At 46.3% G+C, this 22097-nt stretch carries 20 protein-coding genes and 1 tRNA gene; 8 read left to right on the top strand and 13 right to left on the bottom strand.

From position 1 onward, the window contains the following. The first annotated feature begins 164 nt into the window (after window positions 1-164). Window positions 165-662, top strand: coding sequence for a pentapeptide repeat-containing protein (locus tag AC5JL3_RS16590; RefSeq protein WP_496075532.1), 498 nt, complete (start codon window positions 165-167; stop codon window positions 660-662). Between the two features lie 33 nt (window positions 663-695). On the opposite strand, the gene purU is transcribed toward AC5JL3_RS16590, so the two are convergent. From purU to AC5JL3_RS16570, 4 genes are all read right to left on the bottom strand, one after another. Then, window positions 696-1550, bottom strand: a complete 855-nt coding sequence (purU, locus tag AC5JL3_RS16585; protein ID WP_496075531.1) for a formyltetrahydrofolate deformylase — start codon at window positions 1548-1550, stop codon at window positions 696-698. A gap of 51 nt (window positions 1551-1601) precedes the next feature. Next, a complete protein-coding gene (locus AC5JL3_RS16580; RefSeq protein ID WP_496075530.1) occupies window positions 1602-2780 on the bottom strand; it encodes a tyrosine-type recombinase/integrase in 1179 nt (392 codons plus the stop codon). Window positions 2781-2910: 130 nt separating this feature from the next. Continuing rightward, window positions 2911-2984 (bottom strand) — tRNA-Val (locus AC5JL3_RS16575). Between the two features lie 308 nt (window positions 2985-3292). Continuing rightward, window positions 3293-4273, bottom strand: coding sequence for a carbohydrate kinase family protein (locus tag AC5JL3_RS16570; protein WP_496075529.1), 981 nt, complete (start codon window positions 4271-4273; stop codon window positions 3293-3295). A gap of 292 nt (window positions 4274-4565) precedes the next feature. On the opposite strand from AC5JL3_RS16570, the gene pedR reads away from it, so the two are divergent. Both pedR and AC5JL3_RS16560 read left to right on the top strand, forming a co-directional pair. Continuing rightward, complete coding sequence (pedR, locus tag AC5JL3_RS16565) at window positions 4566-4841, top strand: photosynthetic electron transport-dependent transcriptional regulator PedR (RefSeq protein WP_192219565.1); 276 nt, start codon at window positions 4566-4568, stop codon at window positions 4839-4841. Then, window positions 4792-5436 carry a TolB family protein gene (locus tag AC5JL3_RS16560; RefSeq protein ID WP_496075528.1) on the top strand — a complete coding sequence of 215 codons (645 nt, stop codon included), beginning with the start codon at window positions 4792-4794 and terminating at the stop codon, window positions 5434-5436. Before pedR ends, AC5JL3_RS16560 begins: the two co-directional genes overlap by 50 nt. Before the next feature lie 205 nt (window positions 5437-5641). Here the strand turns inward: AC5JL3_RS16560 and AC5JL3_RS16555 are convergent, their stop codons facing one another. Next, the gene (locus AC5JL3_RS16555; RefSeq protein WP_496075527.1) at window positions 5642-7813 is read right to left on the bottom strand and encodes a BamA/TamA family outer membrane protein; all 2172 of its coding nucleotides are present in this window, start codon (window positions 7811-7813) and stop codon (window positions 5642-5644) included. Between the two features lie 358 nt (window positions 7814-8171). Here AC5JL3_RS16555 and AC5JL3_RS16550 point away from each other — a divergent pair, with 358 nt between their 5' ends. Next, window positions 8172-9470 (top strand): lipid-A-disaccharide synthase-related protein, encoded by a 1299-nt coding sequence (locus AC5JL3_RS16550; protein WP_496075526.1) that lies wholly within the window; start codon window positions 8172-8174, stop codon window positions 9468-9470. On the opposite strand, the gene AC5JL3_RS16545 is transcribed toward AC5JL3_RS16550, so the two are convergent. From AC5JL3_RS16545 to AC5JL3_RS16535, 3 genes are all read right to left on the bottom strand, one after another. Further along, window positions 9467-10840, bottom strand: coding sequence for an adenylate/guanylate cyclase domain-containing protein (locus AC5JL3_RS16545; RefSeq protein ID WP_496075525.1), 1374 nt, complete (start codon window positions 10838-10840; stop codon window positions 9467-9469). The genes AC5JL3_RS16550 and AC5JL3_RS16545 overlap by 4 nt on opposite strands. Window positions 10841-11047: 207 nt before the next feature. Beyond that, window positions 11048-11695 carry a restriction endonuclease subunit R gene (locus AC5JL3_RS16540; RefSeq protein ID WP_496075524.1) on the bottom strand — a complete coding sequence of 216 codons (648 nt, stop codon included), beginning with the start codon at window positions 11693-11695 and terminating at the stop codon, window positions 11048-11050. Window positions 11696-11862: 167 nt separating this feature from the next. Continuing rightward, on the bottom strand, window positions 11863-12117 hold the full coding sequence (locus AC5JL3_RS16535) for a peptide ABC transporter substrate-binding protein (RefSeq protein ID WP_496075523.1): 255 nt from the start codon (window positions 12115-12117) through the stop codon (window positions 11863-11865). Between the two features lie 195 nt (window positions 12118-12312). Here AC5JL3_RS16535 and AC5JL3_RS16530 point away from each other — a divergent pair, with 195 nt between their 5' ends. The 4 genes from AC5JL3_RS16530 to AC5JL3_RS16515 all read left to right on the top strand — a co-directional run bounded on the left by AC5JL3_RS16530 (window position 12313) and on the right by AC5JL3_RS16515 (window position 18219). Next, window positions 12313-12483 (top strand): hypothetical protein, encoded by a 171-nt coding sequence (locus AC5JL3_RS16530; protein WP_496075522.1) that lies wholly within the window; start codon window positions 12313-12315, stop codon window positions 12481-12483. A 98-nt stretch (window positions 12484-12581) separates the two neighbouring features. Beyond that, window positions 12582-13142, top strand: coding sequence for a Uma2 family endonuclease (locus tag AC5JL3_RS16525; RefSeq protein ID WP_496075521.1), 561 nt, complete (start codon window positions 12582-12584; stop codon window positions 13140-13142). A 283-nt stretch (window positions 13143-13425) separates the two neighbouring features. Continuing rightward, entirely contained in the window at window positions 13426-17136 is a 3711-nt protein-coding gene (smc, locus tag AC5JL3_RS16520; protein ID WP_496075520.1) for a chromosome segregation protein SMC, read from the top strand. A 78-nt stretch (window positions 17137-17214) separates the two neighbouring features. Further along, on the top strand, window positions 17215-18219 hold the full coding sequence (locus tag AC5JL3_RS16515) for a PRC-barrel domain-containing protein (protein WP_496075519.1): 1005 nt from the start codon (window positions 17215-17217) through the stop codon (window positions 18217-18219). A gap of 277 nt (window positions 18220-18496) precedes the next feature. Here the strand turns inward: AC5JL3_RS16515 and mdh are convergent, their stop codons facing one another. From mdh to AC5JL3_RS16490, 5 genes are all read right to left on the bottom strand, one after another. Beyond that, complete coding sequence (gene mdh, locus AC5JL3_RS16510) at window positions 18497-19468, bottom strand: malate dehydrogenase (protein ID WP_496075518.1); 972 nt, start codon at window positions 19466-19468, stop codon at window positions 18497-18499. Window positions 19469-19499: 31 nt separating this feature from the next. Then, window positions 19500-19742, bottom strand: a complete 243-nt coding sequence (locus tag AC5JL3_RS16505) for an NAD(P)H-quinone oxidoreductase subunit O (protein WP_496075517.1) — start codon at window positions 19740-19742, stop codon at window positions 19500-19502. Between the two features lie 139 nt (window positions 19743-19881). Next, window positions 19882-20730 carry a DNA-formamidopyrimidine glycosylase gene (locus tag AC5JL3_RS16500; RefSeq protein WP_496075516.1) on the bottom strand — a complete coding sequence of 283 codons (849 nt, stop codon included), beginning with the start codon at window positions 20728-20730 and terminating at the stop codon, window positions 19882-19884. A gap of 3 nt (window positions 20731-20733) precedes the next feature. Further along, window positions 20734-21111, bottom strand: a complete 378-nt coding sequence (locus AC5JL3_RS16495; protein WP_496075515.1) for a photosystem I reaction center subunit IV — start codon at window positions 21109-21111, stop codon at window positions 20734-20736. Window positions 21112-21291: 180 nt separating this feature from the next. Beyond that, window positions 21292-21933: a DUF6391 domain-containing protein gene (locus tag AC5JL3_RS16490; protein WP_496075514.1), complete on the bottom strand. Its 642-nt coding sequence runs from the start codon at window positions 21931-21933 to the stop codon at window positions 21292-21294. Window positions 21934-22097: the final 164 nt, after the last annotated feature.

Here is a 22097-nt window from a genome sequence, read left to right as displayed (position 1 = left end):
ATACTCTCAACTTGTGACACCCGTCACAAATAAGTTTGACTTCAAGTCACGATACCTTGAAGATGATGTCACGCTTTTGACTGATATAGCTACCGATTTCCTGCGATAAAGTTCACCCTTTGGTATGACTTATTTCATCGACTGTTTGAAAGAAACGCCTGAGGATGAACTTTGTCAACTCTGTGGAAACGAGATATATGGATTTTCAGGGTAGCGTCCGCTACGAATCCAACGCTTCTAGCCATGCACTTAGGGCAGGTTGCGCTCAAAAAATGACTCCAGATGAACTGTTGCAACGCTATGCAGCAGGAGAACGTAATTTTCGAGGAGTTAACCTTAGTGATGAAATCCTGATTTGGGCAGACTTACGTGGAGCAGACTTGCGGGGGGCTAATCTACGGGGAGTAAACCTAAATTGGGCAAACTTAAGCCGAGTCAACTTAATTGGAGCAGACTTGCGGGGGGCAGACTTAGCTTGGGCTAACCTGAAAAAGGCTGACTTACGCTGGGCAAACTTGAGTGAAGCAAACTTTAGTGCAGCTAATTTGAGCGGTACTGATTGGAGTGGCGCAATAATGCCTGACGGAACAATCTTGCCTATAGAAAATCCTCGTCCAACCCCAAAACTTCTTTCGTGGTTGTTAATGCCTTTTAAGCGATAACAGCCCTCAAGTCACAAATTTCTAATGCTCTTCTCAAGCAAATACTACTGTCCGATTGCCATAAACCAGCACCTGATGGCGCAGGTGTAAGCGTACTGCTCTTGCTAAAACAACTCGTTCTAAGTCCTTCCCTTTGCGAATCAAGTCAGCAACGCTGTCCCGGTGGCTGACTCGCACAACATCTTGCTCAATAATTGGTCCTGCATCTAATTCAGGCGTGACATAGTGAGCTGTTGCACCAATGGTTTTAACACCTCGCTCATGCGCTTGGTGGTAAGGCTTTGCCCCTGCAAAGGCGGGGAGAAAGGAATGATGAATGTTGATGACTTGAGGAAATTGGTGAATAAATTCTGGGCTGAGAACTTGCATATATTTAGCAAGAATCACTAAATCGATGTTGTACTGATGCAGGAGTTCTAGCTGTTTGGCTTCCTGCTCAGCTTTGTTTTCCTTGGTAACGGGAATGTAGTGATAGTTAATGCCAAATTGAGCGGCGACATCTTTTAAATCAGTGTGGTTGCTGATAATAAGTGGAATCTCAGCAAAAAATTCTTTGGCTTTATGTCGCCAAACCAAGTCAAACAGGCAATGATCTTGGCGGCTAACCCAAATTGCCAGACGGGGAGTTTTGTCTGAAAAGTGCAACGAGAAATTAGCTTTTAGGGGTTTTGCGATCGCATTAAAGGCAGGTGTAATCAACTCACGCGGCAAATTAAAATCATCAAGTTGCCATTCAATTCGGGTGAGAAACAGCCCAGTGGCGAAATCAGTGTGTTGGTCAGCATGAATAATATTGCCGCCATTGAAGTCGATAAAATTAGCAAATTTGGCGACGAGTCCGCGTTGGTCAGGGCAGGAAATTAGCAGTGTTGCTGTTGAACCTGTCATGTTTTAATTTCTAAATAGTTAAATATCAATTCTTTTCGTCTCAATAGAGAATTAAAACAACTCCGGTAATGATGAACTAGATACTAAACCTACATAGTCCTGATAAAGAACTTTTACGTCATGTCCAGTAATAGAGGCTACTACTACAGGATTTAAACCAGCTTCTAAACAATGAGATATAAAAGTATGTCTTGTGTTATAGGGTCTACGATAAGGAATACCTAACCGAGTTAAAATGGTTTGCCATGCACGACGGCTAAAGTTATGTTCATCTAATGCATTCCCTTGACGAGTCACGAACACTGGAGCATCTGGATTAACGTTTTCTGGCTTTATAGATTGGAGCAAATTCTTGAGGTTGCGACTGACAGGGATTGTACGAGCCTTGTTATTTTTAGCAGATTTTCTTACTCCTTTCGTTAAACTTTCACCAATCCAGACAGTAGAGAAATCATCTGATATATGCTTCCAGCACAAACCTATAGCTTCACCAGTTCGTACACCCGTAGAAAATAGAAACTGCACATAACTTGCATAGTGCTTATAATAAGGCTCATTTTTAAATGCTTCTATAATTGCCTGAACTTCATCTTTAGTAAAGGGTTTTGGCGATTGTTTTGGAGCAACTTTTATACGCTTTTGTAAATTTTTCCAAGGATTATATTCTACAATTTGTTTTTTCATTGCCCACTCCCAACAGGCATTGAGCAAGCCTAAACGCTCTTTTAGTACTCTTTCAGAGTTTTTATCTCTCAACCAGTCTGTAAACTGTTCAGCACAAGTATCACTTAAAAAACAAGCAGGTTTATCTCCTAGACATTTTTGGTTCATTCCATCCTGACATTCAAACTGATTTAGGTAGTTCAGAGTAGCTTGATATTTTTCGAGAGTGCGACTATAAACATCTTTAGTCTTAGTGTCAATAAAATCATTGAATAGTTCACTGATAGTGACTCTTTTCTCTACTTTCTGCTGAGCTGCAACCTGTGTTTGTAGTTTGTATTTTTGTAAAGTACAGTCATAGTTACCTGAGATGATGTCAAGTTCTATCTGACGAGCTTGTAGTTCTGCAAGCTTTCTATTTTCGGGAGAATCTGCTAATCCAAGGGAGAAAGCCTTCTGCTTGCCATTAACTCGAAATCTCAGTCTTAAACGATTCTGGAATGCTTCTACAGACACATTCCCTTTGCTAGCTCTACCAGTAGAGGCTACCTGCGTTTTAGTTGCCATCTCTAATTCTTTGAGTATGATATCGTGGAGGTCAGAATTATCATACTCAAGTCATACTCAAAAACGCAAGTATTTGCTGAAGTGACTGAGCTTTAGAACCCTCAGTCTACGCTATAACAATGCTTTGAGATGGACACAACTGGACTCGAACCAGTGACCCCCACGATGTCAACGTGGTGCTCTAACCAACTGAGCTATGCGTCCGAACAATAGATAACAATAGCACAGTTAGAACGAAAGCTGCAATTTTTAAGGAATTGACTACAGAACAAATATATCTAGAAGTGTGAAGAAGGCAGAGGGCAGAAGGCGGGAGGCAGGAGGCAGAAGGGAATATTCAGATGGGGATTCAACCCCACCTGAATGCAAGCCACTTGAAGAAGTGGGGGATTCTCGCCCCTTGCTACCTTTCGGTCGCCAGAACGCAGACAGCAGTTGGGCATAAAAATAAACCGTCTACCGTTTGACTGACTGCACTAGGTAGCGCAGTCAGAGTAATTCAGCCTTTAACCTCATAATTCACCAAGGTCTTTAAGAAACAATTCCACTTCTGAGGCTGTAGGTTGAGCCGCGATCGCACCAGGTTTCAGTGTTGTTAATGCCCCCACCGCACTGGCGTATTTAATGATATTCGTTGTAGATTCAAACGTCTCAAAGCCCTTAAGTCCCTGGTGACATAGCTGATGAAGGAAACCAGCAACGAAGCCATCTCCGGCACCCGTGGCATCTTTAACATCCACTTCAAACGCGGGAAACTTGCCTTCATGGTCATTGAGACAGTAGGAACAGCCTTGATCTCCATCGGTGACTAGGACACCTTCTACTGAACCCAGACGATGGGTAATCGCACCTGCATCAGTAGTGTCGAAGAACAACTCAGCTTCTTCCCTCGCAAGTTTGAGGAAATCAACTTTCTTGAAAAGTTCTTGAACTAGCGGCTTTGCGGCATTAGTGTCAGGCCAAAAGACTGGACGCCAGTTGATATCCAAGAAAATCTTGACATCATACTGCTCGGCAAATTGCAGCGCTTTTGCGATCGCGTCACGACTTTGGGGATAGGCTAACTCCAGGGTTCCCAAGACTAAAATTTCAGCCTCTTCAAATAAGGATTCGGGTATCTGTGACGCTTGGAGGAAGGCATCCGCAAATTGGGTTGTGTCTAAGCCGCCAAAACCTGCAAATTCGCGATCGCCTTTTTCAGTACGCACCACATAAACTTGTCGTGTCGGTGCTGTGGGATGGCGCTGGACACCCATGCTGTCTACCCCAACCTCCTGCAATAGCTGTACCAGAGTATCTCCAGGCTCATCTTGTCCCACACAACCCAAAAAACCAGCCGGAGTGCCTAGCTTAACTAAGGCACAAGCAACATTAGCAGGAGCGCCTCCCGGATAAGGCGTCCAAGATTCAACCTCTTCAAGCGATCGCCCTAGCTGATCAGCTAGAAGGTCAAACAATATTTCACCAAGGCAGAGTACACGCGGTTTGGTCACGGCTAGATCCAGCTCAACTTTTTCAGACTAAACAAAGGCTTCATCCCCTAATAAGAGATATCACCAATAAAGTCAAGATCGAAAACAAGAAGTAGAGAGAATAGGAGAACTATTTTTCTCTAGCTCTTTCTCCCCCTGCTTCCTGCCTCCCCTACTTTCTTCCTTAACTCACTCAACGGCAAGCCTTTGCACCTAAAAATTTAACAGAGCGTGTTAATAAGGATTATTCAGACGCAGACGTTATTAACAATCCTCTAAAATAGTAAGTAGATATACCAAGGGCAAAATACCTATGGCTGGTGGCGAATCTTATACCCCCGCGTCTCTTTCAGACCGCGAAGTACAAATTATAGAACTAGTAGCCGCAGGTTTAACCAATCATGAAATCGCCCAGCAGCTAGAAATTAGTAAACGCACAGTTGATAACCACATCAGCAACATCCTCACGAAGACAGCAACAGATAATCGGGTGGCATTGGTACGTTGGGCTTTGCAGTGGGGCAAAGTTTGCTTGAACGATGTCAACTGCTGCCCTTTACCGTCCCCGAATGATGAAGTGCTGTCCTAGCTGGAATCGTACGTCCCTCAAGGTTTTAGCGCTTTGTTTAGTAATTGGATTGGCAAGTTGTGGCGGTTCCCTTTGGGGTGGCTTCGGTTCGGGTGGCTTTGTAACGCCGCCGACTCAAAACCTGGGTGCAAGCCTCAATAGTTCCGCTGCTGACCAAGAACCCAGCTATTCTTACGATGGGCGCTACTTAGTCTTTGCCTCTGATCGTCTGGCACAGCGAAGCATCTATCTCTACGATATGCAGCAACGGCGTCTCGTGGATTTGCCTGGACTGAATCAGCTAAATACGCTCCAAGAACAGCCAGACATCAGTGCTGATGGTCGCTACATCGTTTATATTTCTGAGCAGTTGGGTAAGCCGGATGTCTTTGTCTACGATCGCCAAACCTTTGAAGCTAAACGCTTAACGGAAAATATCTTGGCAGAAGTCCGTCATCCGACGATTAGCGGTAATGGTCGCTTTGTTGCCTTTGAGTCTAATCGCTCAGGGCAGTGGAATATAGAGATTTATGATCGGGGAACTGGTGTTGACTTGTCCTTACCTAGTGGTTCAGCAGCGCCTCCGAAAGCGTCGCCACCTTCCCCATCTCCGTAGCGTATCTCAACGTGGTCTATCATCAGGCAAGCCATCCTCACTCTGTTTTTGATTAAGGCAGTGATCGTGGCTGTGCTGACTCCCGTAAAACCCAGTGTTCCACTTGAAGGGAACGACGTTTGGAAGGATGGGGTAAAGGAAGACTTGACAAATACATCCTTTACTCGATCTCCACCCACTACCTCACAGCCACTCCATTAAGACCTTAGAACCGTTGACCAATTCCGAACTGGAGTTGGCTATCGCCTTGGTCAGTGAAACCGTAGTCAGCGCGAATGATGCCAATTGGGGAATCTACCCGTAAACCTGCTCCATAACCAAATCCGGTTCCTGGCTTCCCACGCACAATTCCCGGTTCTCCCGGCACCGTGTCACCTGTACCTAAATCAGAGGCAAAGTCTGCAAACAGAACCGCACCAACTGGATTGAAGAGAGGCACACGATACTCAGCCGATGCTAAGACATAGGTGCGCCCACTACCGACGTCACCCGTGCCATAACCCCGTACTGAGTTGATACCACCCAGGTTAAAGGCTTGATAAGGTGGCAAATCACCAATCGTTGTACCACCCTGGACATTAAACGCCAGCACTTCGGGTTTATCACCACCCAACAAGTCAACAGGTGTGTATTGTGAATAATTGGCTTGCAGACGATTCATGAAAATATTGCCATTCCCAACAGGGATTGACTGTTCTGTACTGAGACTCAGGACGGAGCCTTGAGTGGGATTAACGGGATTGTTCCGTTGGTCTTTTGTTACCCCAGCAGATACAGTAATCAAGTCATCAATACCAGTTCCACTAAAGGAGAGAGGCTTCCCCAAGGCATCTACTGAGATAATATTGCCATCGTCATCGCGAATGCTGGTGCGGGTGTAGTTCAAGCCCACCGAGGCTTGCCAATCATCAATTGGTTTGCTTAACCTAACGCCAGCACCAAATTGTCCTTGGTTGGGTTCATCATAATCCTCCGCTTCAATATCATTCGCAAAATTATCATCAAAGACCGTAGATACACTTCGACGGCGGAAGACATCAACGCTATATCCTGGCTTGTCTTGGTTACTAGCACGATAAGGGTCAGTGAAATTGCCGTTAAATTGTAAATCGCGACCACTAGCCTGAACGTTGAGTCCTAATTGCTGGTTGATTCCACCTAAATTTTGGTCTTTGTAACTGATGGTGCCAAAGACACCAGTACTACCGCTGTAGCCACCACCCACATTTACCCCACGGGCAGGTCGTTCGGTGAGTTCGTAAGTTACATCAACATTTCTGGCATCGCCATTTAAGGCAACATTGGCGTTGTCAAACAGCCCTAATTGATAGAGTTGCTGTAAGTCTTGCCGCGCTACATCTACACGGAATATTTGACCCGGTTGGAGCTTTAACTCACTCCTGATGAAGTCTTCACGGGTACGCCCTTCAGCTGGCTTACCCTCTTTGTCCAGAAAACGGACATTAATGTCACCAATGACACCCTCAGCTACCGCAATTGTGACAACACCATTGCGTGATGGTTGTGCGTCTAGTACTTGTGCCAAAGTATAACCGTTGTCGGTGTACCATTTGCTTAGCTGTTGAATACCCTGGCGCATTGCCGTTGGGCTAATGGGTTGTCCAATTTGAGATTTGAAGAAGTCATTAGCAACCGCTGGGGTGAGAACTTGGTTACCAGAGAGTTGAAGCGATCGCAAAATGACTGGTTCTACCTGGTAAACTACGCTCAATCCATCTTGACTTTGAGAAGTGGACACACGAGCATTGGCAAATAAACCTGTGTTCAAAATTGCTGCAACGTCACTATCTAGCTGGCTTTGACTGGTTGAACCGCCAGCACGAGTGCCGATTGTGTTTAAAACAACTTGCTGTAATTCTTGTGTTACCCCCCTTACCTGAACATCAACGGCAGTAACGGCTAAATCATTAGAAACCACAGCTCTAGCAGGTGTTTGGGTTGCCTGAGCTTGGGTATTAATAGTTGTTGAGGTAGTGGTAGTTCCTGATGGTGGATTTATAGAGTTAACAGGCGTTCTTGTTGGTTGGGTAGACGCTGGTGTTGTGGTTACTACTACATTGGTATTGGCTCTCGTAGACTGAGCTAATATTGGGGTTGACTGTATCGGCAGATCAGAAGCCGTTGCGCTAACAGGTGTTTGGGTAATTTGAGCAAATTCTGGTGTCACAACCACTTCGGGTGAAGCGACTGCCGTAGAAGGTTGTGGTGCTGGAGAGGCTTCAACAGGAACGACATAGCTTCTTGCTGCGGGTTCCGGGGTTGAACTAACAACATCTGGACTCGCGATCGCTTGGTGATTTAACTCTCCAGCCGCGAGGAGTGCTAATGTGGAAATTGCAACAGCTCTGTTTAGCATAAAAATAGCCTCGATCGCTAGTCCGATCCGTTAAAAATTGCTTGCTTTTGTTTAACGTGACCGTTGCTTAAATCGTTAAGTTCCAAGGGCTGTGCCACCTCTGCATCTGCCACACCCGATGAGGCTAACTTGAGAAATGTTGGCAGGTCTTGACAGAATGAGGCGTGACTTATGGCGAAAGGCAGAAGGCAAAAGGCAGAGGGCTTTTTCGAGCAGAACAGGTACAATTGCTCAGAAAAAGGCGCGAACATACAAGTGAATGTATGATCACTAATGCTTGATACGAATTTTTGATGCCACTGATGCTCAGTGGTTAATTTTTCGATGTTAAAAACCGTTAAAAAACTAATCACCCATTATGCAGCTGCTGTGCCTTAGTAATGGTCACGGAGAGGATGTCATTGCCGTCCGAATTTGCCAAGAATTGCAGCATCACCAAGCTGCCCCAGAACTGGCAGCTTTGCCGTTAGTGGGTGAAGGACGAGCTTATACTCAACTAGACATTCCGATGATTGGCTCGGTGCGGACGATGCCTTCCGGCGGCTTTATTTATATGGAAGGGCGTCAGCTACTACGAGATTTACAGGGTGGCTTACTGCAACTCACTTGGGCGCAATTTAAAGCAGTTCGTCGGTGGGCTAAAAGAGGAGGAGTCATACTAGCGGTCGGGGATATTGTTCCCTTGTTATTTGCTTGGTTGAGCGGGGCACCTTACGTCTTTGTCGGTACCGCTAAATCTGAATACTATTTGCGAGATGAAGCGGGATGGTTGCCTAATCGATCGCGTTGGGAAGGTTGGTCTGGGTCAGCTTATCTACCTTGGGAACGCTGGTTAATGAGTCATCGACGTTGCAAGGCGGTATTTCCGAGAGACAAGCTGACAACGGAAATCTTACAGCAGTGGTCTATCCCAGCGTTTGATCTGGGTAATCCGATGATGGATGGAATTTATCCAAAAAATCCGGCACCGATTTTTTATGAACCCGACGCTGAATTGAAGGAAATGCAGCGATCGCTTATTGTGACGCTATTACCTGGTTCCAGAGCGCCAGAGGCTTATGAGAATTGGGAGAAAATCGTGCGATCAACGGCTGGGTTCTTTGAAACGTTTTCTGATCGATCGCTTTTGTTTCTTGGTGCCATTACTCCAGCGTTAAGTTTTGACCCATTACGCCAAACGCTAGAAGCGCAAGGTTGGGTAGAGCAACCACTTGAATTGAGTGTGTCTACTCTCCAACTTAATGACCCAACTGCTTTAGCGTTTACCAAAAACAATGCAACGTTGATTTTGACGACTGATGACTATAACCTCTGCTTGCTCAAAGGTGACTGCTGCATTGCAATGGCAGGAACAGCAACAGAGCAGTTTGTGGGACTGGGAAAACCTGCGATCGCAATTCCTGGAAAAGGCCCTCAATTTACCCCCGCCTTTGCCGAAGCGCAAACTCGTTTATTAGGACCATCATTAATCTTGGTGGAACACCCAGATAAGGTTGCCAGTGTAGTACAGCAGTTGTTTCGTGACCCCGACTGGCTACAGCTAATCGGAGAGAATGGTCGTCAGCGGATGGGTGAGCCAGGAGCGGCTGCTCGCATTGCAAACTGTTTAATGGAACAGTTTGAGAGTTCTGGCAACCCTCAAAAGCGGGTTGATTAGCCCTCATTCACAAGAAGACAGTCGCCTTCTACTTCAATTACCGCGAGTTCGCTCTGAGCTTGCCGTCTTTTTCCTCGAAACCGGACATGAACCTTGCCTTGAGAAATTGGTCCTACAGCCAGTTCTTGTACTTGCTCAACAATACCTGCTGCTTTTAGAAAGAAAATTGCTTGAAGTCGGGCAAGTTCTAGAAACACCCCTGGTCTATCCTTATACCTGGGATATAGAGACTGAATCACGCAATCTTCAACACTAATTGGGGTAGCACTACCTTTGATTAAGTTCTCCAGCCTTTCACGTTCCGCTAAAGCTGGGCTGAACATCTGAGCATCCCTCAGCATTAGCAGTTTTGGTGGGTCATTGAGTAAAAGCCGCCTGACTTTCAACTTAGCTATGTCATCTGGCGAATAGACTTGTTTTGGTCCTTTAGAGGATTGCTCAAGCGGATAACCATTAGCCTTGAGGTTTTTCGGTTCAAGGGTGAGTGTCCAAATTTTGTAATCTTCTCTGGATATGGCTTCTACACCCTTGACTTTAACGAGCATCCCGTCATTTTGGTAAGCAAACTTCACCGACTGCGACTGCTCAAGGTTAGGGCGAAGCAACTGGATTACAGCATCATCTTCGACACTTTTAGAAGGAATTTGAATTGTCAGTTTGCCATCGGGATTCTGACTGTATGTTTCAATTTGGAAAAAGTGTTCATTCAACAAAACCCATTGTCCAGATGAGTAAATAACTGACTTAGCTTCGTTGCGACTAAGTTCCGCGTGAACCTGTGCCTGGTTAAGTTCCCACTGTGTTGTAAATGGAGTGGGGTAGAGTGGAGGAATGTGGTAAACCAAGATAGATTCGGGAAGGTTTTTTAACTTTCTTTGCACTAAGTCAGTTGCTTTTAGCGCCAGAGGATTTTTGACAACCTCGTAGACGGTTTGCGACAGGCAAATTCCTCCCGGTTGCGCTTCCGCTTGCAACCGCGCTGCCACATTAACACCATCGCCCATGACATCGCTGCCATTGAAAAACACATCCCCCAAATGAATACCAATACGATGAGTTAAGACATCTTCTGGGGCTAGGTTAGCCGCAAGTGTCGCTAAGCTCGATTGGATTTCTTGACCGCAAGCCACTGCCTTGACAGCACTGGAGAAGTACATTAGTAATGAATCACCGATGGTTTTGAGTACTTTGCCTTCAAAGCGATGACATAGTTCGTTGATCAGTTGGAAGTCCCGACGAAGCAAGTCCAAAGTGTAATCCTCGTGGGCTGCCATCAACGCACTATAGCTGACGACATCTGTAAACACGATCGCTGCGAGAGTACGGTGCCCTCTTAGCTCCGGTGTCTGAGTTTTTTCCTCTATGAACATATGTTATGGGGAGTGCGAAGCATTAATGAAGTACACGGGTCAACTGCGTAAAGTTAGCACCCGAAATATCTATATTGAATTTGACAGCACCCAGCCTAGCCGGAGCTTTATCCAATCTAAGCAAAAATTCCATAGCATCTTTTTTATTCTAAGCCCTGGTAGGAGAGGCGGTCACTATTCAGCAAGAGAGAGGAGGAAAGCGATCGCTTATCTTGGGTTGAACTTGCAGATTGCCTTCAAAATCTGCAACAACTGGATCGAGCGTTCAGAGTCTAGCAGGTTCACTTCCGGCAAGATCTGATAAGTTGGGGGGTTCCCTTGTTGAAGATACACAAACTGATAACGGACTCCATTGGTAGTCAGCCCCCAAACTAATTCTTGATTCTCTAGACTTTTATAGGCGTAAGTCAGTAATTGAGGCAAACCTTCTAGGGCTTCAACACTACTATTTTTAGATTCAATCACCAATATCCAAAAGGGTGTAGTAGTGCTTTTCGCTTCAGTTCGGTTAACAGCTAAGATATCCATCCGCCCTTTGATGATTGTGTCTTCATCTTCAATGGAAATATCAGCAATATTTTCTTCGAGAGTTATCTTAATGTTGGTCTGGTAGAACCCAGTTAGCCACATCAACGGAGCAAGTAGTAAAAATTTAACTTGTCCTTCAGAAATCTTACGGCTGGCGTAATAGCTCCGAAAAAGAGTACGGATTCGCGAGAGTTCCTGCTGTTCAAGTTCTGTTACAGGTTCTAGGGAGAGTAATGATGTAATTGCACCATTGGAATATTCTTCATATCTCAAAAAATGATGAACATCTTCTAAAGAGAGATTTCTAGCGTCTAGATTTGTAGTCATTTTTAGCGATCGCTTTTTCTCCCTTGATTATCAGTTAAATGCTAGATGCTAGATATAGCTATCTCGTTGTTCGTGCGAGCGCATTTCTAGTTCTGCTGATTGCAGAATAGATAAATATATCGTTGCTTCCAGATGGCTTCCAGTCGTGCGATCGCACTTTATAGAGATTAGTCAATAGGAATGCGGCGACTGAGAACGCTCATCACTTCACCAGGAGTCTGGGTAGGCTGTGGCTTGCTCCATTCGCTGATTTGAGCGTATCCAAGGCGATAGAACGTATGAATGGTGTTGGTGACACCTTTGGGAGAACTGATGACCAGGATTTTGAGGGGGACTCGGTTGGGTTCTGATAATGTATTGCCTGGGAAAGGCGTTTCAGAGCCGGGGGTTTGGTCTAAGTCAGGAATAAAGTCTTCTGTCATTGGGATTTACCTACTTTTCTTGTGATAGCGCTGTTGACAAAGTGCGACACTATTGGTCTTATCCAGATGTCGATCTTTGTCAACATTTACGTGGTTATAATCCTTTGACACAATCAAGGGCATGGGAAAAGCAGGTACAGTGCTAAAGCAGGTGTTGAATCCTATGGCATTAGCCAAAATAAATTGGCGGTGGCGATGGGAATTGGGCGTTCTAGTATTAACCGATGGGTGAATGAAAATAGAGATCCAGGCGGTGATGCAATCCTTGAAATTAGGAAGGGACTTCAGAAGATTGATCAGGCGGCTGCGGCGGAGTTTATTCGACTGTACTTGGATGAATCAGATGAGGATGAGGAGCAATCGTAGGGGAAGAGGACGCGATCGCTCAACCAACAAACAGCCTAGGATAGGAAGAGCGATCGCTCTTGTAGAGTGTAGACTTGCAGCAAACAGTAGAGGTGGCAATGTCTGTGCAGTTACTTCGGCGAAAATTTACGGTAGAGCAGTACCACAAAATGGCGGAGTCCGGTATTCTCACTGAGAATGACCGGGTGGAACTTATTCAAGGAGAGGTGATCGAAATGTCCCCTATTGGCAGACGACATGCTTCGTGTGTTGCGCGTCTTACCAGGCTATTCACCCTTCGTCTGGGAGAGACAGCAATCGTCTGGCCGCAGAATCCAATTGAATTAGATGATACCTCCGAACCCCAACCTGATCTAACCTTGCTGCAACCGCGTCCAGATTTCTACGAGTCAGAGCATCCCAAGCCCGAAGATATTTTTCTAATCGTAGAAGTGGCAGATACTACCGCCAAATTTGACCGCGAGGTGAAGATTCCCCTCTACGCTAAAGACAACATTGCTGAAGTTTGGCTAGTGGATATCAACAAGCAGTACATTGAAGTTTATCGACAACCTTCGCCTACGGGTTACCAAAGCGTTCAGACGTTCCATCGGGGTCAAACCATAGCGATACAAGCGTTTCCTGATATTGAGATTATGGTGGATGAAGTGTTGGGATAGCAGAATCTGCTCTTCATCACACTCCATAGAATTAACGACAACTGAAAGCGATCGCTTTTAGGTGGCAGCGCTGAACTACGTTCTGCTTTGCTACTGACCCACCCTGCTACGCAAACGCTAACGCGATCGCATTAGTGCCCCTCTCAACTCGAAATTTTGGCAAGTTCCTCCTCAAAGTACGGTATGAACCATCTTTCATCTCCTCAATACCCGTGCTAACCTGTTGAGAATTGTTACCCTGAACACTTGTACCACTGCATAAAACACAGTCAAGCTAGCGCCTATGGTGCATGTCAAGCGAGTGGAACTCACCAACTTCAAATCCTTTGGCGGTACGACAGCGGTTCCTCTGCTGCCTGGATTTACGGTTGTTTCTGGACCAAACGGGTCAGGTAAATCGAATATTCTAGATGCCTTACTATTTTGCCTTGGTCTTGCCAGTTCTAAGGGAATGCGAGCAGAACGCCTTCCTGATTTGGTCAACCACGACAGGGAGCGTCGGGGTACTGTTGAAGCCAGTGTTACTGTTACGTTTGATTTGTCGGATGCACCGGATGTTCTCTTAGACGAGGATGAGGAGGGTACAGAGAAGGGGAAACTGGAAAATCCAGAATCTGACCTCCCCGAATCCCTCATTCACAAGAAGGGGCAAGAGAAGGTAGCAAAAGAGTGGAGTGTGACGCGACGGCTGCGAGTCACTCAGCAAGGTACTTACACCTCGAACTACTACATCAACGGCGAACCCTGCAACCTCAGTGAACTTCACGAACAGCTCAACCGTCTGCGGATTTATCCAGAGGGTTACAACGTTGTGCTGCAAGGGGATGTCACCAGCATCATTTCGATGAACTCACGCGAACGTCGAGAGATTATTGATGAGTTGGCTGGTGTTGCTGCCTTTGATCGCAAAATTGTTCAGACTAGACAAACGCTGGACATGGTAAAAGAGCGGGAGGACAGTTGCCGAATTATTGAAAAAGAACTGGTTGCTCAACGCGATCGCTTAAGCCAAGATCGCATTAAAGCTGAGAAATACCAGAAACTCCGCGCTGAACTCCAAGAAAAACAGCAGTGGGAAGCTGTACTAAAATGGCGATCGCTTCAACAACAAGAGTCAAAACTCAAAGCTCAGATCGAGACAGGGGAACACGAAGAAATTCAGCTAAATGAGCAACTAACCCATTTAACAGCCCGAATTAGCCAAGCGACAGCAGAACTTGACCAGCTAAACGCCCATGTTAAAAGTTTGGGAGAAGAAGAACAGCTAGCTGTCGCCTCAATCCTCGCTACCCAGGAAGCTGAACGGCGCCAACTCGAAATCCGACAACAGGAACTAGCAGATAAGCAGCAACAAACTGAGCGTCAACTCAAACGAACACAAGAGGAAATTCAACAGCACGAGCAAACCTTACAACAGCTAGCCCAAGAGAAACATCGTGTAGAGACAAGTGTAATCGTGTCTCTACGTGCCAAACGCGACGAAGCTCAAGAATCCCTCAACCAAAGTCGGGAACAAGCAAATGCGATCGCATCTGCCTCGGAAGCTTGGGTACAGCAACAAACTGCCCTTAGCCGCCAGATTGAAACGTTATTACAAACGATTGATCCACAACGCACCGAGCAAGCGCAGTTGCAAGAGCGTCAGAGCCAGCTTAGTCGTGTCATCGAGGAACAAACCCAGCTTTTGCAAACCCTAGAACCAGAAATTGCGACGAAACAAGCTCAGTCTAGGGATTTAGACGCACAATTAACTGCCTCTTCTGAAGCCATCCAATCACTTGCAAAATCACTTGCGGCAACAGAACAAGAACTCCAAATCCAGCAGCAAACTCAAACTCGACTACTTGCCGAACAACGAGACAAGCAACGCCAACTCGATAAACTAGAAGCCCAAGCGCAAGCAGAACAAGAAGCTCAAGGCACCTATGCCACCAAGGTTATCCTCCAAACCGGAATACCAGGTGTTTGTGGATTAGTTGCCCAACTGGGTCGCGTGGAACCCCGCTATCAGCTAGCCTTAGAAACGGCAGCAGGTGCGCGTTTGGGAAACTTGATTGTCGAAGATGATGGTGTTGCGGCGGCAGGAATTGAGTTGCTCAAACAAAAGCGTGCGGGGAGAGCAACCTTCTTACCACTCAACAAAATCCAACCGCCTAGATTCTCAGATACAGCAGCCCTGGGCTATGCAAACGGCTTCATTGACTATGCAGTTAACCTGATTGACTGCGAACCCCGCTACCAGAACGTCTTCGCCTACGTTTTCGGCACAACGGTTGTCTTTGAAACCCTCCATGCGGCTCGTCCTTATTTAGGCAAACATCGTATTGTTACCTTAGAAGGCGAAATCCTGGAAAGCAGTGGCGCAATGACAGGTGGTAGTAGTACCCAGCGTTCTGGTTTGCACTTCGGTACCAGTGATGCTGGCGAATCTGCTGAATTGGCTGGATTAAGAAGGCGCCTTCAGGAGATTGAACAGGTTTTAAATCGCTGTGGAGACTTGGTTAATCAAGCTTCCGCCTCAGTTAAACAACTGACGAAAGAACTCGCGGAGGCAAGAGGGAAACGGAAGGAACACGAGTTGCGCTTGGAACAGTTACACAAGGAGATTCAGAATCTAACGGCTCAACAGGAGCAAGTGCGATCGCTTCTTGCCAAAAACACGCAAGAACTCGCCACGGCTCAAGAACGTCTCCAAACTCTAACCGTAGAGTTACCCGTTCAAGAAACTCAGCTTGTTGGATTACGCCAACAACTCGCCCAATTAGAGCAGTCTCAAACGCACAGCGAGTGGCAACACATTCAAACCGTCATCAAAGACTGGGAATCTCGGTTAAAAGAGTGCGAACACGCACTCCGGGGATCGGAAAAACAGCTACAAGATTTGGAAAATCAACAGCAGCGCACGGCTGAAAAAATTACAGATGGTCGCAGACGGATAGAAGAGTATCACGCTAGACAGCAATCTGTACAGGAGCAGCGCTCAGCATTCAGCACTCAGCTATCAGCGGTTAGTGAGGAAATTAGGGAAACGCAGGAATCACTGACGCAGCTAGAGCAAAAATTAGGAGAAACAAAACAGAAACGCGATCGCGCAGAACAACACCTGCGAGAACAAAACCTACAACAGCAACAGCAGTCCTGGCAACTGCAAAAACTCCAGGAAATCCAGTTAGCAAGACGTGAAGAACTGGCAACCCTGCAAGCTCAACTACAAATCCAACAAGCCGAGTTACCCGATCCCTTGCCAGAAGTTCCCTTGCTTGTAGAGACACGATTGAGTGAATCTGAATTAGCGCCATCTGACTCAATTACATTTGATTCATTTGCTGCTCAACTCGAACAGCTTTCAAAAGAAATACGAAACGGTCAAAAGCGCCTCCAAGCGATGGAACCTGTCAATATGTTGGCGTTAGAAGAATATGAACGCACAACAACTCGCTTATCAGAACTTTCTGAGAAACTAGCAACTCTAGAAGCTGAGCGCACTGAACTTCTGTTACGAGTGGAAAACTTTACAACATTAAGGTTTCGCGCCTTTAAAGAAGCCTTTGATGCCATTAATGAAAACTTCCAAACCATCTTTGCGGAACTCTCCGATGGTGACGGTTACCTACAACTTGATGATCCTCAAGACCCCTTCAATGGTGGACTGAACTTAGTGGCTCACCCCAAAGGTAAACCTGTGCAGAGACTCGCTTCTATGTCAGGTGGAGAAAAATCTCTCACCGCCCTCAGCTTTATCTTTGCCCTCCAGCGCTATCGTCCTTCGCCGTTCTACGCTTTTGATGAAGTTGATATGTTTCTCGATGGGGCAAACGTCGAGCGATTAGCTAGAATGATCAAACAACAGGCTACTTTAGCCCAATTTATTGTTGTAAGTCTTCGCCGACCTATGATCGAGTCTTCTGAGCGTACAATCGGTGTTACTCAAGCCAGAGGAGCTTATACTCAAGTCTTAGGGCTAAAATTGCCGCCTAAGCGTGCAATTCGGTAGCTTAAATTTCATGATTTAGCGTTCAATATATTGATATTGATATTCCAGCAGGAATCGAGATCGGGATTGCAAAACATAATGACAACTGAAATAATTCGTCAACGTTCCGATATTTTAAATACTCAGGTAGTCACTATCGACAGCGCCAAGCGCCTGGGAGTCGTTAAGGAGCTTTTGGTAGACATTGATCGGCGCGAAGTGGTAGCGCTGGGTTTGCGAGATAACTTGCTCTCGGTTGCTGGGATGCCACGCTATATGCTCCTGAGCAGCATTCGACGGATTGGCGATACGATCCTGGTTGATGACGAAGATGTAATTGAAGATATTGACGTTGACGCCTACAGCACCCTGATTAACAGCGAAGTCATTACAGAAACGGGCGAAATGCTCGGTCGGGTAAGAGGCTTTAAATTCAGTATTGAAGACGGCAAAGTGTCTTCGTTGATTGTTGCGTCGTTAGGCTTACCGCAGATTCCTGACCAAGTTATTAGTACTTATGAGCTGCCAGTTGACTTAATTGTCAGCAGCGGACCAAACCGCTTAATTGTATTTGAAGGTGCTGAAGAGCAGCTACTTCAGCTAACGGTTGGCGTTTTAGAGCGTTTGGGTGTGGGTAGACCACCTTGGGAGCGAGAAGAAGAGGAAGGCTACTATACTCCTACCGCTCGACCAGAGAATCAACTAGGAACGGGAATTCCTGTTCGTACACCTGTGTCTCAACCTATCCAATCGGCGACACCAGTAGAAGAATCCTGGGATGAGGATGATTGGCAAGACGAGCCAGAACCAGAGCCGATTCCGATACGTCGGCAAGCCCCCGCACCCCGATACCTGGAACAAGAACTCGAAGAAGACAACTGGGGTGATGAGAGAGTGGATACGCCCCGGCTCAACCGCTATGAGGAGCCAGTGTATAACGAGCCTTCTCGCTACGGGAAAGATTATGTAGATGAGTACGAAGATTACGAAGTTGAGGGTGATGCCTGGGATGATGATGATGACCCTGAGCCTTACAAAGCTCCACGAGTCAACATTCCAGAGAAGACAAAAGCCCCTGAATATGAAGAGGAAGCAGGCTATTAATACCAAGTAGCACTCAACTAGCAACTTTGTAGAGACGTTCCGGCGGAACGTCTCTACGAGTGATAGTAAACCTATCTTGAAAGACTACTTTTATCCTTCGTTGTGAGCGTAGCTTCATGGAATTTCTTGCATAATCCTGGGATGCCCCCTAAATCCCTCAATTCTGGGGGACTTTGAAGTTCCAGTTCCCGGCAAAATTGGGCAGCTAGGGGAGCGAAAATCGGTTTCTCTCAACCCAACCTCAAGGACAAAGTAGGTAAGTTATTTAATTAAATTCTTAATTCTTAAGCATCTCGGATGCTTTTTTGATACCTTGGCGTACTGACTCAGCAGACGATTTGAGAGCCTCGTGTTCAGCATCTGTAAGATTGAGTTCTATCACTCGTTCGATGCCGCGACAGCCCAATCGACAGGGAACTCCTATAAAAATATCATTTAAATCATATTCGCCCTGAAGATAGGCAGATGCTGGAACCTGGCGCGACTGGTTTTTTAGAATAGCTTCTACCATTAAGCAGGTGGAAGAGGTGGGTGCAAAATAGGCTCCACCCGTCTGCATGAGTTCCACAATTTCTGCACCACCGTGGCGAGTCCGTTCTACCAAACGCTCAATCGTAGCTGTATCCATCAATTCAGTAATGGGAATACCATTAACCGTAGAGTTGCGAGGCAAGGGAACCATTAAATCCCCATAGCCTCCCAGAACCAAGGCGCTGACATCCCGGACGCAAACCCCTAATTCCATAGCAATAAAGGTTTGGAATCGAGCTGAGTCTAGAACACCGGCCATTCCCATGACGCGACGCGGCGGGAGATTAGTCGCTTGCCATACTAGATAAGTTAGGATATCTAGGGGATTTGTGACAATAATTAACAGAGCATCAGGTGAGTGAGGGATCGCATTTTTAGCTGCCTCCACGACAATCTTTGCATTAATCTGCAACAGGTCGTCCCGGTTCATCCCCGGTTTCCGGGGGCTTCCAGCAGTAATTACAACAATCGCAGAACCAGCCGTCTCGGCATAGTCACATGTACCAATAATTTGGCAATCATGACGCTCAATTCCCCGTGCCTCCAGTAAATCCAGAGCAAGAGCTTGAGGCAGACCATTTACAATATCGAGTAGCACGACATCGGCAAGATTCTTCTCTACAATCCGTTGCGCGAGAGTGCTACCGACCCGACCGCAGCCAATCACTGCGACACGATTGCGTGTGTCTGGAATGGTGGACATAGGGGAAGATGCCATGAGTTAAGAAGCGCGACTGAAATGACTTGTCCTAAGCGTCAGACGCGGCAGCAGTACCCACGGCTTCTATCTGATCCATGCGTAACCAAACATTGGGAGTAGGTACCTGACCAAACTTGATCAGGGCATAATCACCTCTGGTATCTACAACTTCCCCCTTAGTTTCAAATATGTAAGGAGGAAAGCGTGAATCACTGGCTTGCTCTTCTAAGCTACCTTCCAGCTTTTCGCGGATAGCACGAACCAAAGACCCTTTTTTAATTTTGTCTGCCATAATGTCCGATTCATTGTAAAGCGATCAATCCCTTTGTTTAGCATTTTACGCTCGTTTTGTGGGTTATTCGTTCTTTGTTGTTGATTGTTTGTAAGACACAAGAAGACAAACAACTAATAACCAATAACCAAAAAGCTGATCAGCGCTGACACTTCGCACAGAAGTGAGATGAACGTCCTGCTAGCTTAAGGCGCTGAATCGATGTGCCACAGACACGACAAGGCTCACCCGTGCGACCATACACCCAGGCAACTCCGCTGTAATTGCCATTAATGCCTTGTACATTGAGAAAATTACTAAAGGTAGTGCCACCAACCTCAATGCTTGCTTGCAAGACTTGGATAACTGATGTGCGAATCCGCTCAATTTGCTCTAAACTCAGAGCCGAACACACCGTCTCTGGTGGGATACCGCTCAAGAACAAGGCTTCATCAGCATAAATATTTCCTACACCTGCCACTAACTCCTGATCCAGCAGTGCAGTTTTTATCGGACGCTGACGATTTCGCAGCTTTCTAGCTAGGTACTCCGTTGAAAAGTCAGCAGAAAAAGGTTCTGGTCCCAGTCTTTTCAAACCAGTGATAATGCTTTCTGGAGCAACATCGGGTGGCACCCACCACATCTGACCAAAGGTTCGTAGGTCAACAAAACGTAATTCGCGGCTGCCTTGGAAGAACAATCGCACTCGCGTGTGTTTTTGTAATGGGTCTTCTTGATTGAACCACAGCAACTGACCCGTCATTCGCAGGTGGACACCCAACCAGCCAGCGTCGCCTGAGTTTAATTTACTCAGTTGTGCAAGTAAATATTTGCCGCGTCGATGCCAGCCTGTAATTGTAACGTTCTTGAGCTGTGCTAAAAACTCACCTACAGAAATTGGGTGAGCGATCGTGCGAGCAAGCAACACATCGCCACCCAAAATTACCTGGTTCAAGGTTACTTGATTTAAACCCAGGCGGACTGTTTCAACTTCAGGTAACTCTGGCACGTCTTAACGCGCTTCCGTTCCCTGATTAGGATCGCCTTCTACAACTTTGTCACCACCCGGTTCCTCTGGTACCTTAGGAGCTTTCGGATTATTGGTTGTAGTACCCTGACCTGTCTTACGCACTCTCTCGTCTGTGGGGGTGCTTTTGCCGCCACCCGCTGTTTGCAAGACTTGTTTTGTCTTGGCTGAGGGTGCTTCAACCTCTAGGAGTTCCTCCAGAGCAAAGTTATTGGTATTGACACCTGCGTAGTTGACTCTCTCGAAACGGACAATTGCTGGGTATTTGATGCCGCTCTGGTCTACAGTCGCGACAACGCCAACATCCTGAAACCAGTAAGATTCTTTTCTGAGAATTCGTACTTTAGAACCACGTTGAACCATAAGAGTTTTTTCCCTTGCGCTCTAGCTTTACAGCGTACTACTGGTTGTGGGCTATCTGTTTAATCTGCCTTTTAAGTTTTATTACTGATTGGGGATTGGCGAGTGGAACTGGGGGCTGAATCGCTAGCAAAATCGCGTATTTTCCAAGCTTTCAGCGAAAATCTCGATTTCAAAATGCGCCTACTCCTGCCACCGGACTTGGACGAAATGCGCCGGACGCCCCCAGATATCGGACGTGGGCGTAATGTCCACAACTGTCAGGTTAAAAGGAATGGCGGTTGTCAGGTATCGTTGGGCAAGGCTACCAATATCAGGGGTTAGTTGAGTCGCTGCTGCTGCGGCTATACCCAGACCGATAATTTGCTCAATTGGACCTCGTGGCAGAAGTAGATGAGTGCCTAACGCCAGCCCAGCGGTTAAAAACATACCGACAGAGAGATTAGTGCCACAACGCGGATGTACTGCCAAGTCCCATTCTCCTGTTGTAAGGCGCTGCAAGGCAGTGGGAACAGCTCTTCTCAAATCAGCTAGGTTTACCCGACCATAGAGATAAAAACCCTCGTCAGTGGATAAGCCTCCTAAAGTTACATTGTCTGACTGCCGAGTCGTTGTTGAACCATTGGCATTACCAAGATTCCCTCGCTCACCAAGAACCCAAACAGTTGCGTGTTCTAGAGCATGGACTTGACGCAGCATGAGAATTTCTTTCAAACCCGGAACAAAATTTAGTTGCCTGAGTAGGTCAGCATCCTGTGTCGGTTGCGGCGTGACAAACTCAAGGTCCCAGAAGTTTCCAGTTTGGGCAGAAGCAGTATTAGTCATAACAGTACTACCTCAAATACATATTGATTAACGAATGGTCTTTTTACTTTAGCGTTCACATTGGCATTGCGTTGTAAAGCTTGGTGAATGTAGGGCAAATCAATCAGCCTGACAGTATGTTTTGCTAACACTTTTTCTTCAAGTAAATTGGATAAATACAATTT

The sequence above is a fragment of the Symplocastrum torsivum genome, from assembly GCF_059505465.1.
The sequence above is the reverse complement of the archived record's forward strand: the minus strand, read 5'-3'. Positions and strand labels throughout refer to the sequence as shown.

What these genes read in the sequence shown, in the direction of transcription:
- AC5JL3_RS16590 (WP_496075532.1), top strand. Translation starts at nt 165, where the DNA reads ATGAACTTTGTCAACTCTGTGGAAACGAGATATATGGATTTTCAGGGT.
- purU (WP_496075531.1), bottom strand. Translation starts at nt 1,550, where the DNA reads ATGACAGGTTCAACAGCAACACTGCTAATTTCCTGCCCTGACCAACGC.
- AC5JL3_RS16580 (WP_496075530.1), bottom strand. Translation starts at nt 2,780, where the DNA reads ATGGCAACTAAAACGCAGGTAGCCTCTACTGGTAGAGCTAGCAAAGGG.
- pedR (WP_192219565.1), top strand. Translation starts at nt 4,566, where the DNA reads ATGGCTGGTGGCGAATCTTATACCCCCGCGTCTCTTTCAGACCGCGAA.
- AC5JL3_RS16560 (WP_496075528.1), top strand. Translation starts at nt 4,792, where the DNA reads ATGTCAACTGCTGCCCTTTACCGTCCCCGAATGATGAAGTGCTGTCCT.
- AC5JL3_RS16555 (WP_496075527.1), bottom strand. Translation starts at nt 7,813, where the DNA reads ATGCTAAACAGAGCTGTTGCAATTTCCACATTAGCACTCCTCGCGGCT.
- AC5JL3_RS16550 (WP_496075526.1), top strand. Translation starts at nt 8,172, where the DNA reads ATGCAGCTGCTGTGCCTTAGTAATGGTCACGGAGAGGATGTCATTGCC.
- AC5JL3_RS16545 (WP_496075525.1), bottom strand. Translation starts at nt 10,840, where the DNA reads ATGTTCATAGAGGAAAAAACTCAGACACCGGAGCTAAGAGGGCACCGT.
- AC5JL3_RS16540 (WP_496075524.1), bottom strand. Translation starts at nt 11,695, where the DNA reads ATGACTACAAATCTAGACGCTAGAAATCTCTCTTTAGAAGATGTTCAT.
- AC5JL3_RS16535 (WP_496075523.1), bottom strand. Translation starts at nt 12,117, where the DNA reads ATGACAGAAGACTTTATTCCTGACTTAGACCAAACCCCCGGCTCTGAA.
- AC5JL3_RS16530 (WP_496075522.1), top strand. Translation starts at nt 12,313, where the DNA reads ATGGGAATTGGGCGTTCTAGTATTAACCGATGGGTGAATGAAAATAGA.
- AC5JL3_RS16525 (WP_496075521.1), top strand. Translation starts at nt 12,582, where the DNA reads ATGTCTGTGCAGTTACTTCGGCGAAAATTTACGGTAGAGCAGTACCAC.
- smc (WP_496075520.1), top strand. Translation starts at nt 13,426, where the DNA reads ATGGTGCATGTCAAGCGAGTGGAACTCACCAACTTCAAATCCTTTGGC.
- AC5JL3_RS16515 (WP_496075519.1), top strand. Translation starts at nt 17,215, where the DNA reads ATGACAACTGAAATAATTCGTCAACGTTCCGATATTTTAAATACTCAG.
- mdh (WP_496075518.1), bottom strand. Translation starts at nt 19,468, where the DNA reads ATGGCATCTTCCCCTATGTCCACCATTCCAGACACACGCAATCGTGTC.
- AC5JL3_RS16505 (WP_496075517.1), bottom strand. Translation starts at nt 19,742, where the DNA reads ATGGCAGACAAAATTAAAAAAGGGTCTTTGGTTCGTGCTATCCGCGAA.
- AC5JL3_RS16495 (WP_496075515.1), bottom strand. Translation starts at nt 21,111, where the DNA reads ATGGTTCAACGTGGTTCTAAAGTACGAATTCTCAGAAAAGAATCTTAC.
- AC5JL3_RS16490 (WP_496075514.1), bottom strand. Translation starts at nt 21,933, where the DNA reads ATGACTAATACTGCTTCTGCCCAAACTGGAAACTTCTGGGACCTTGAG.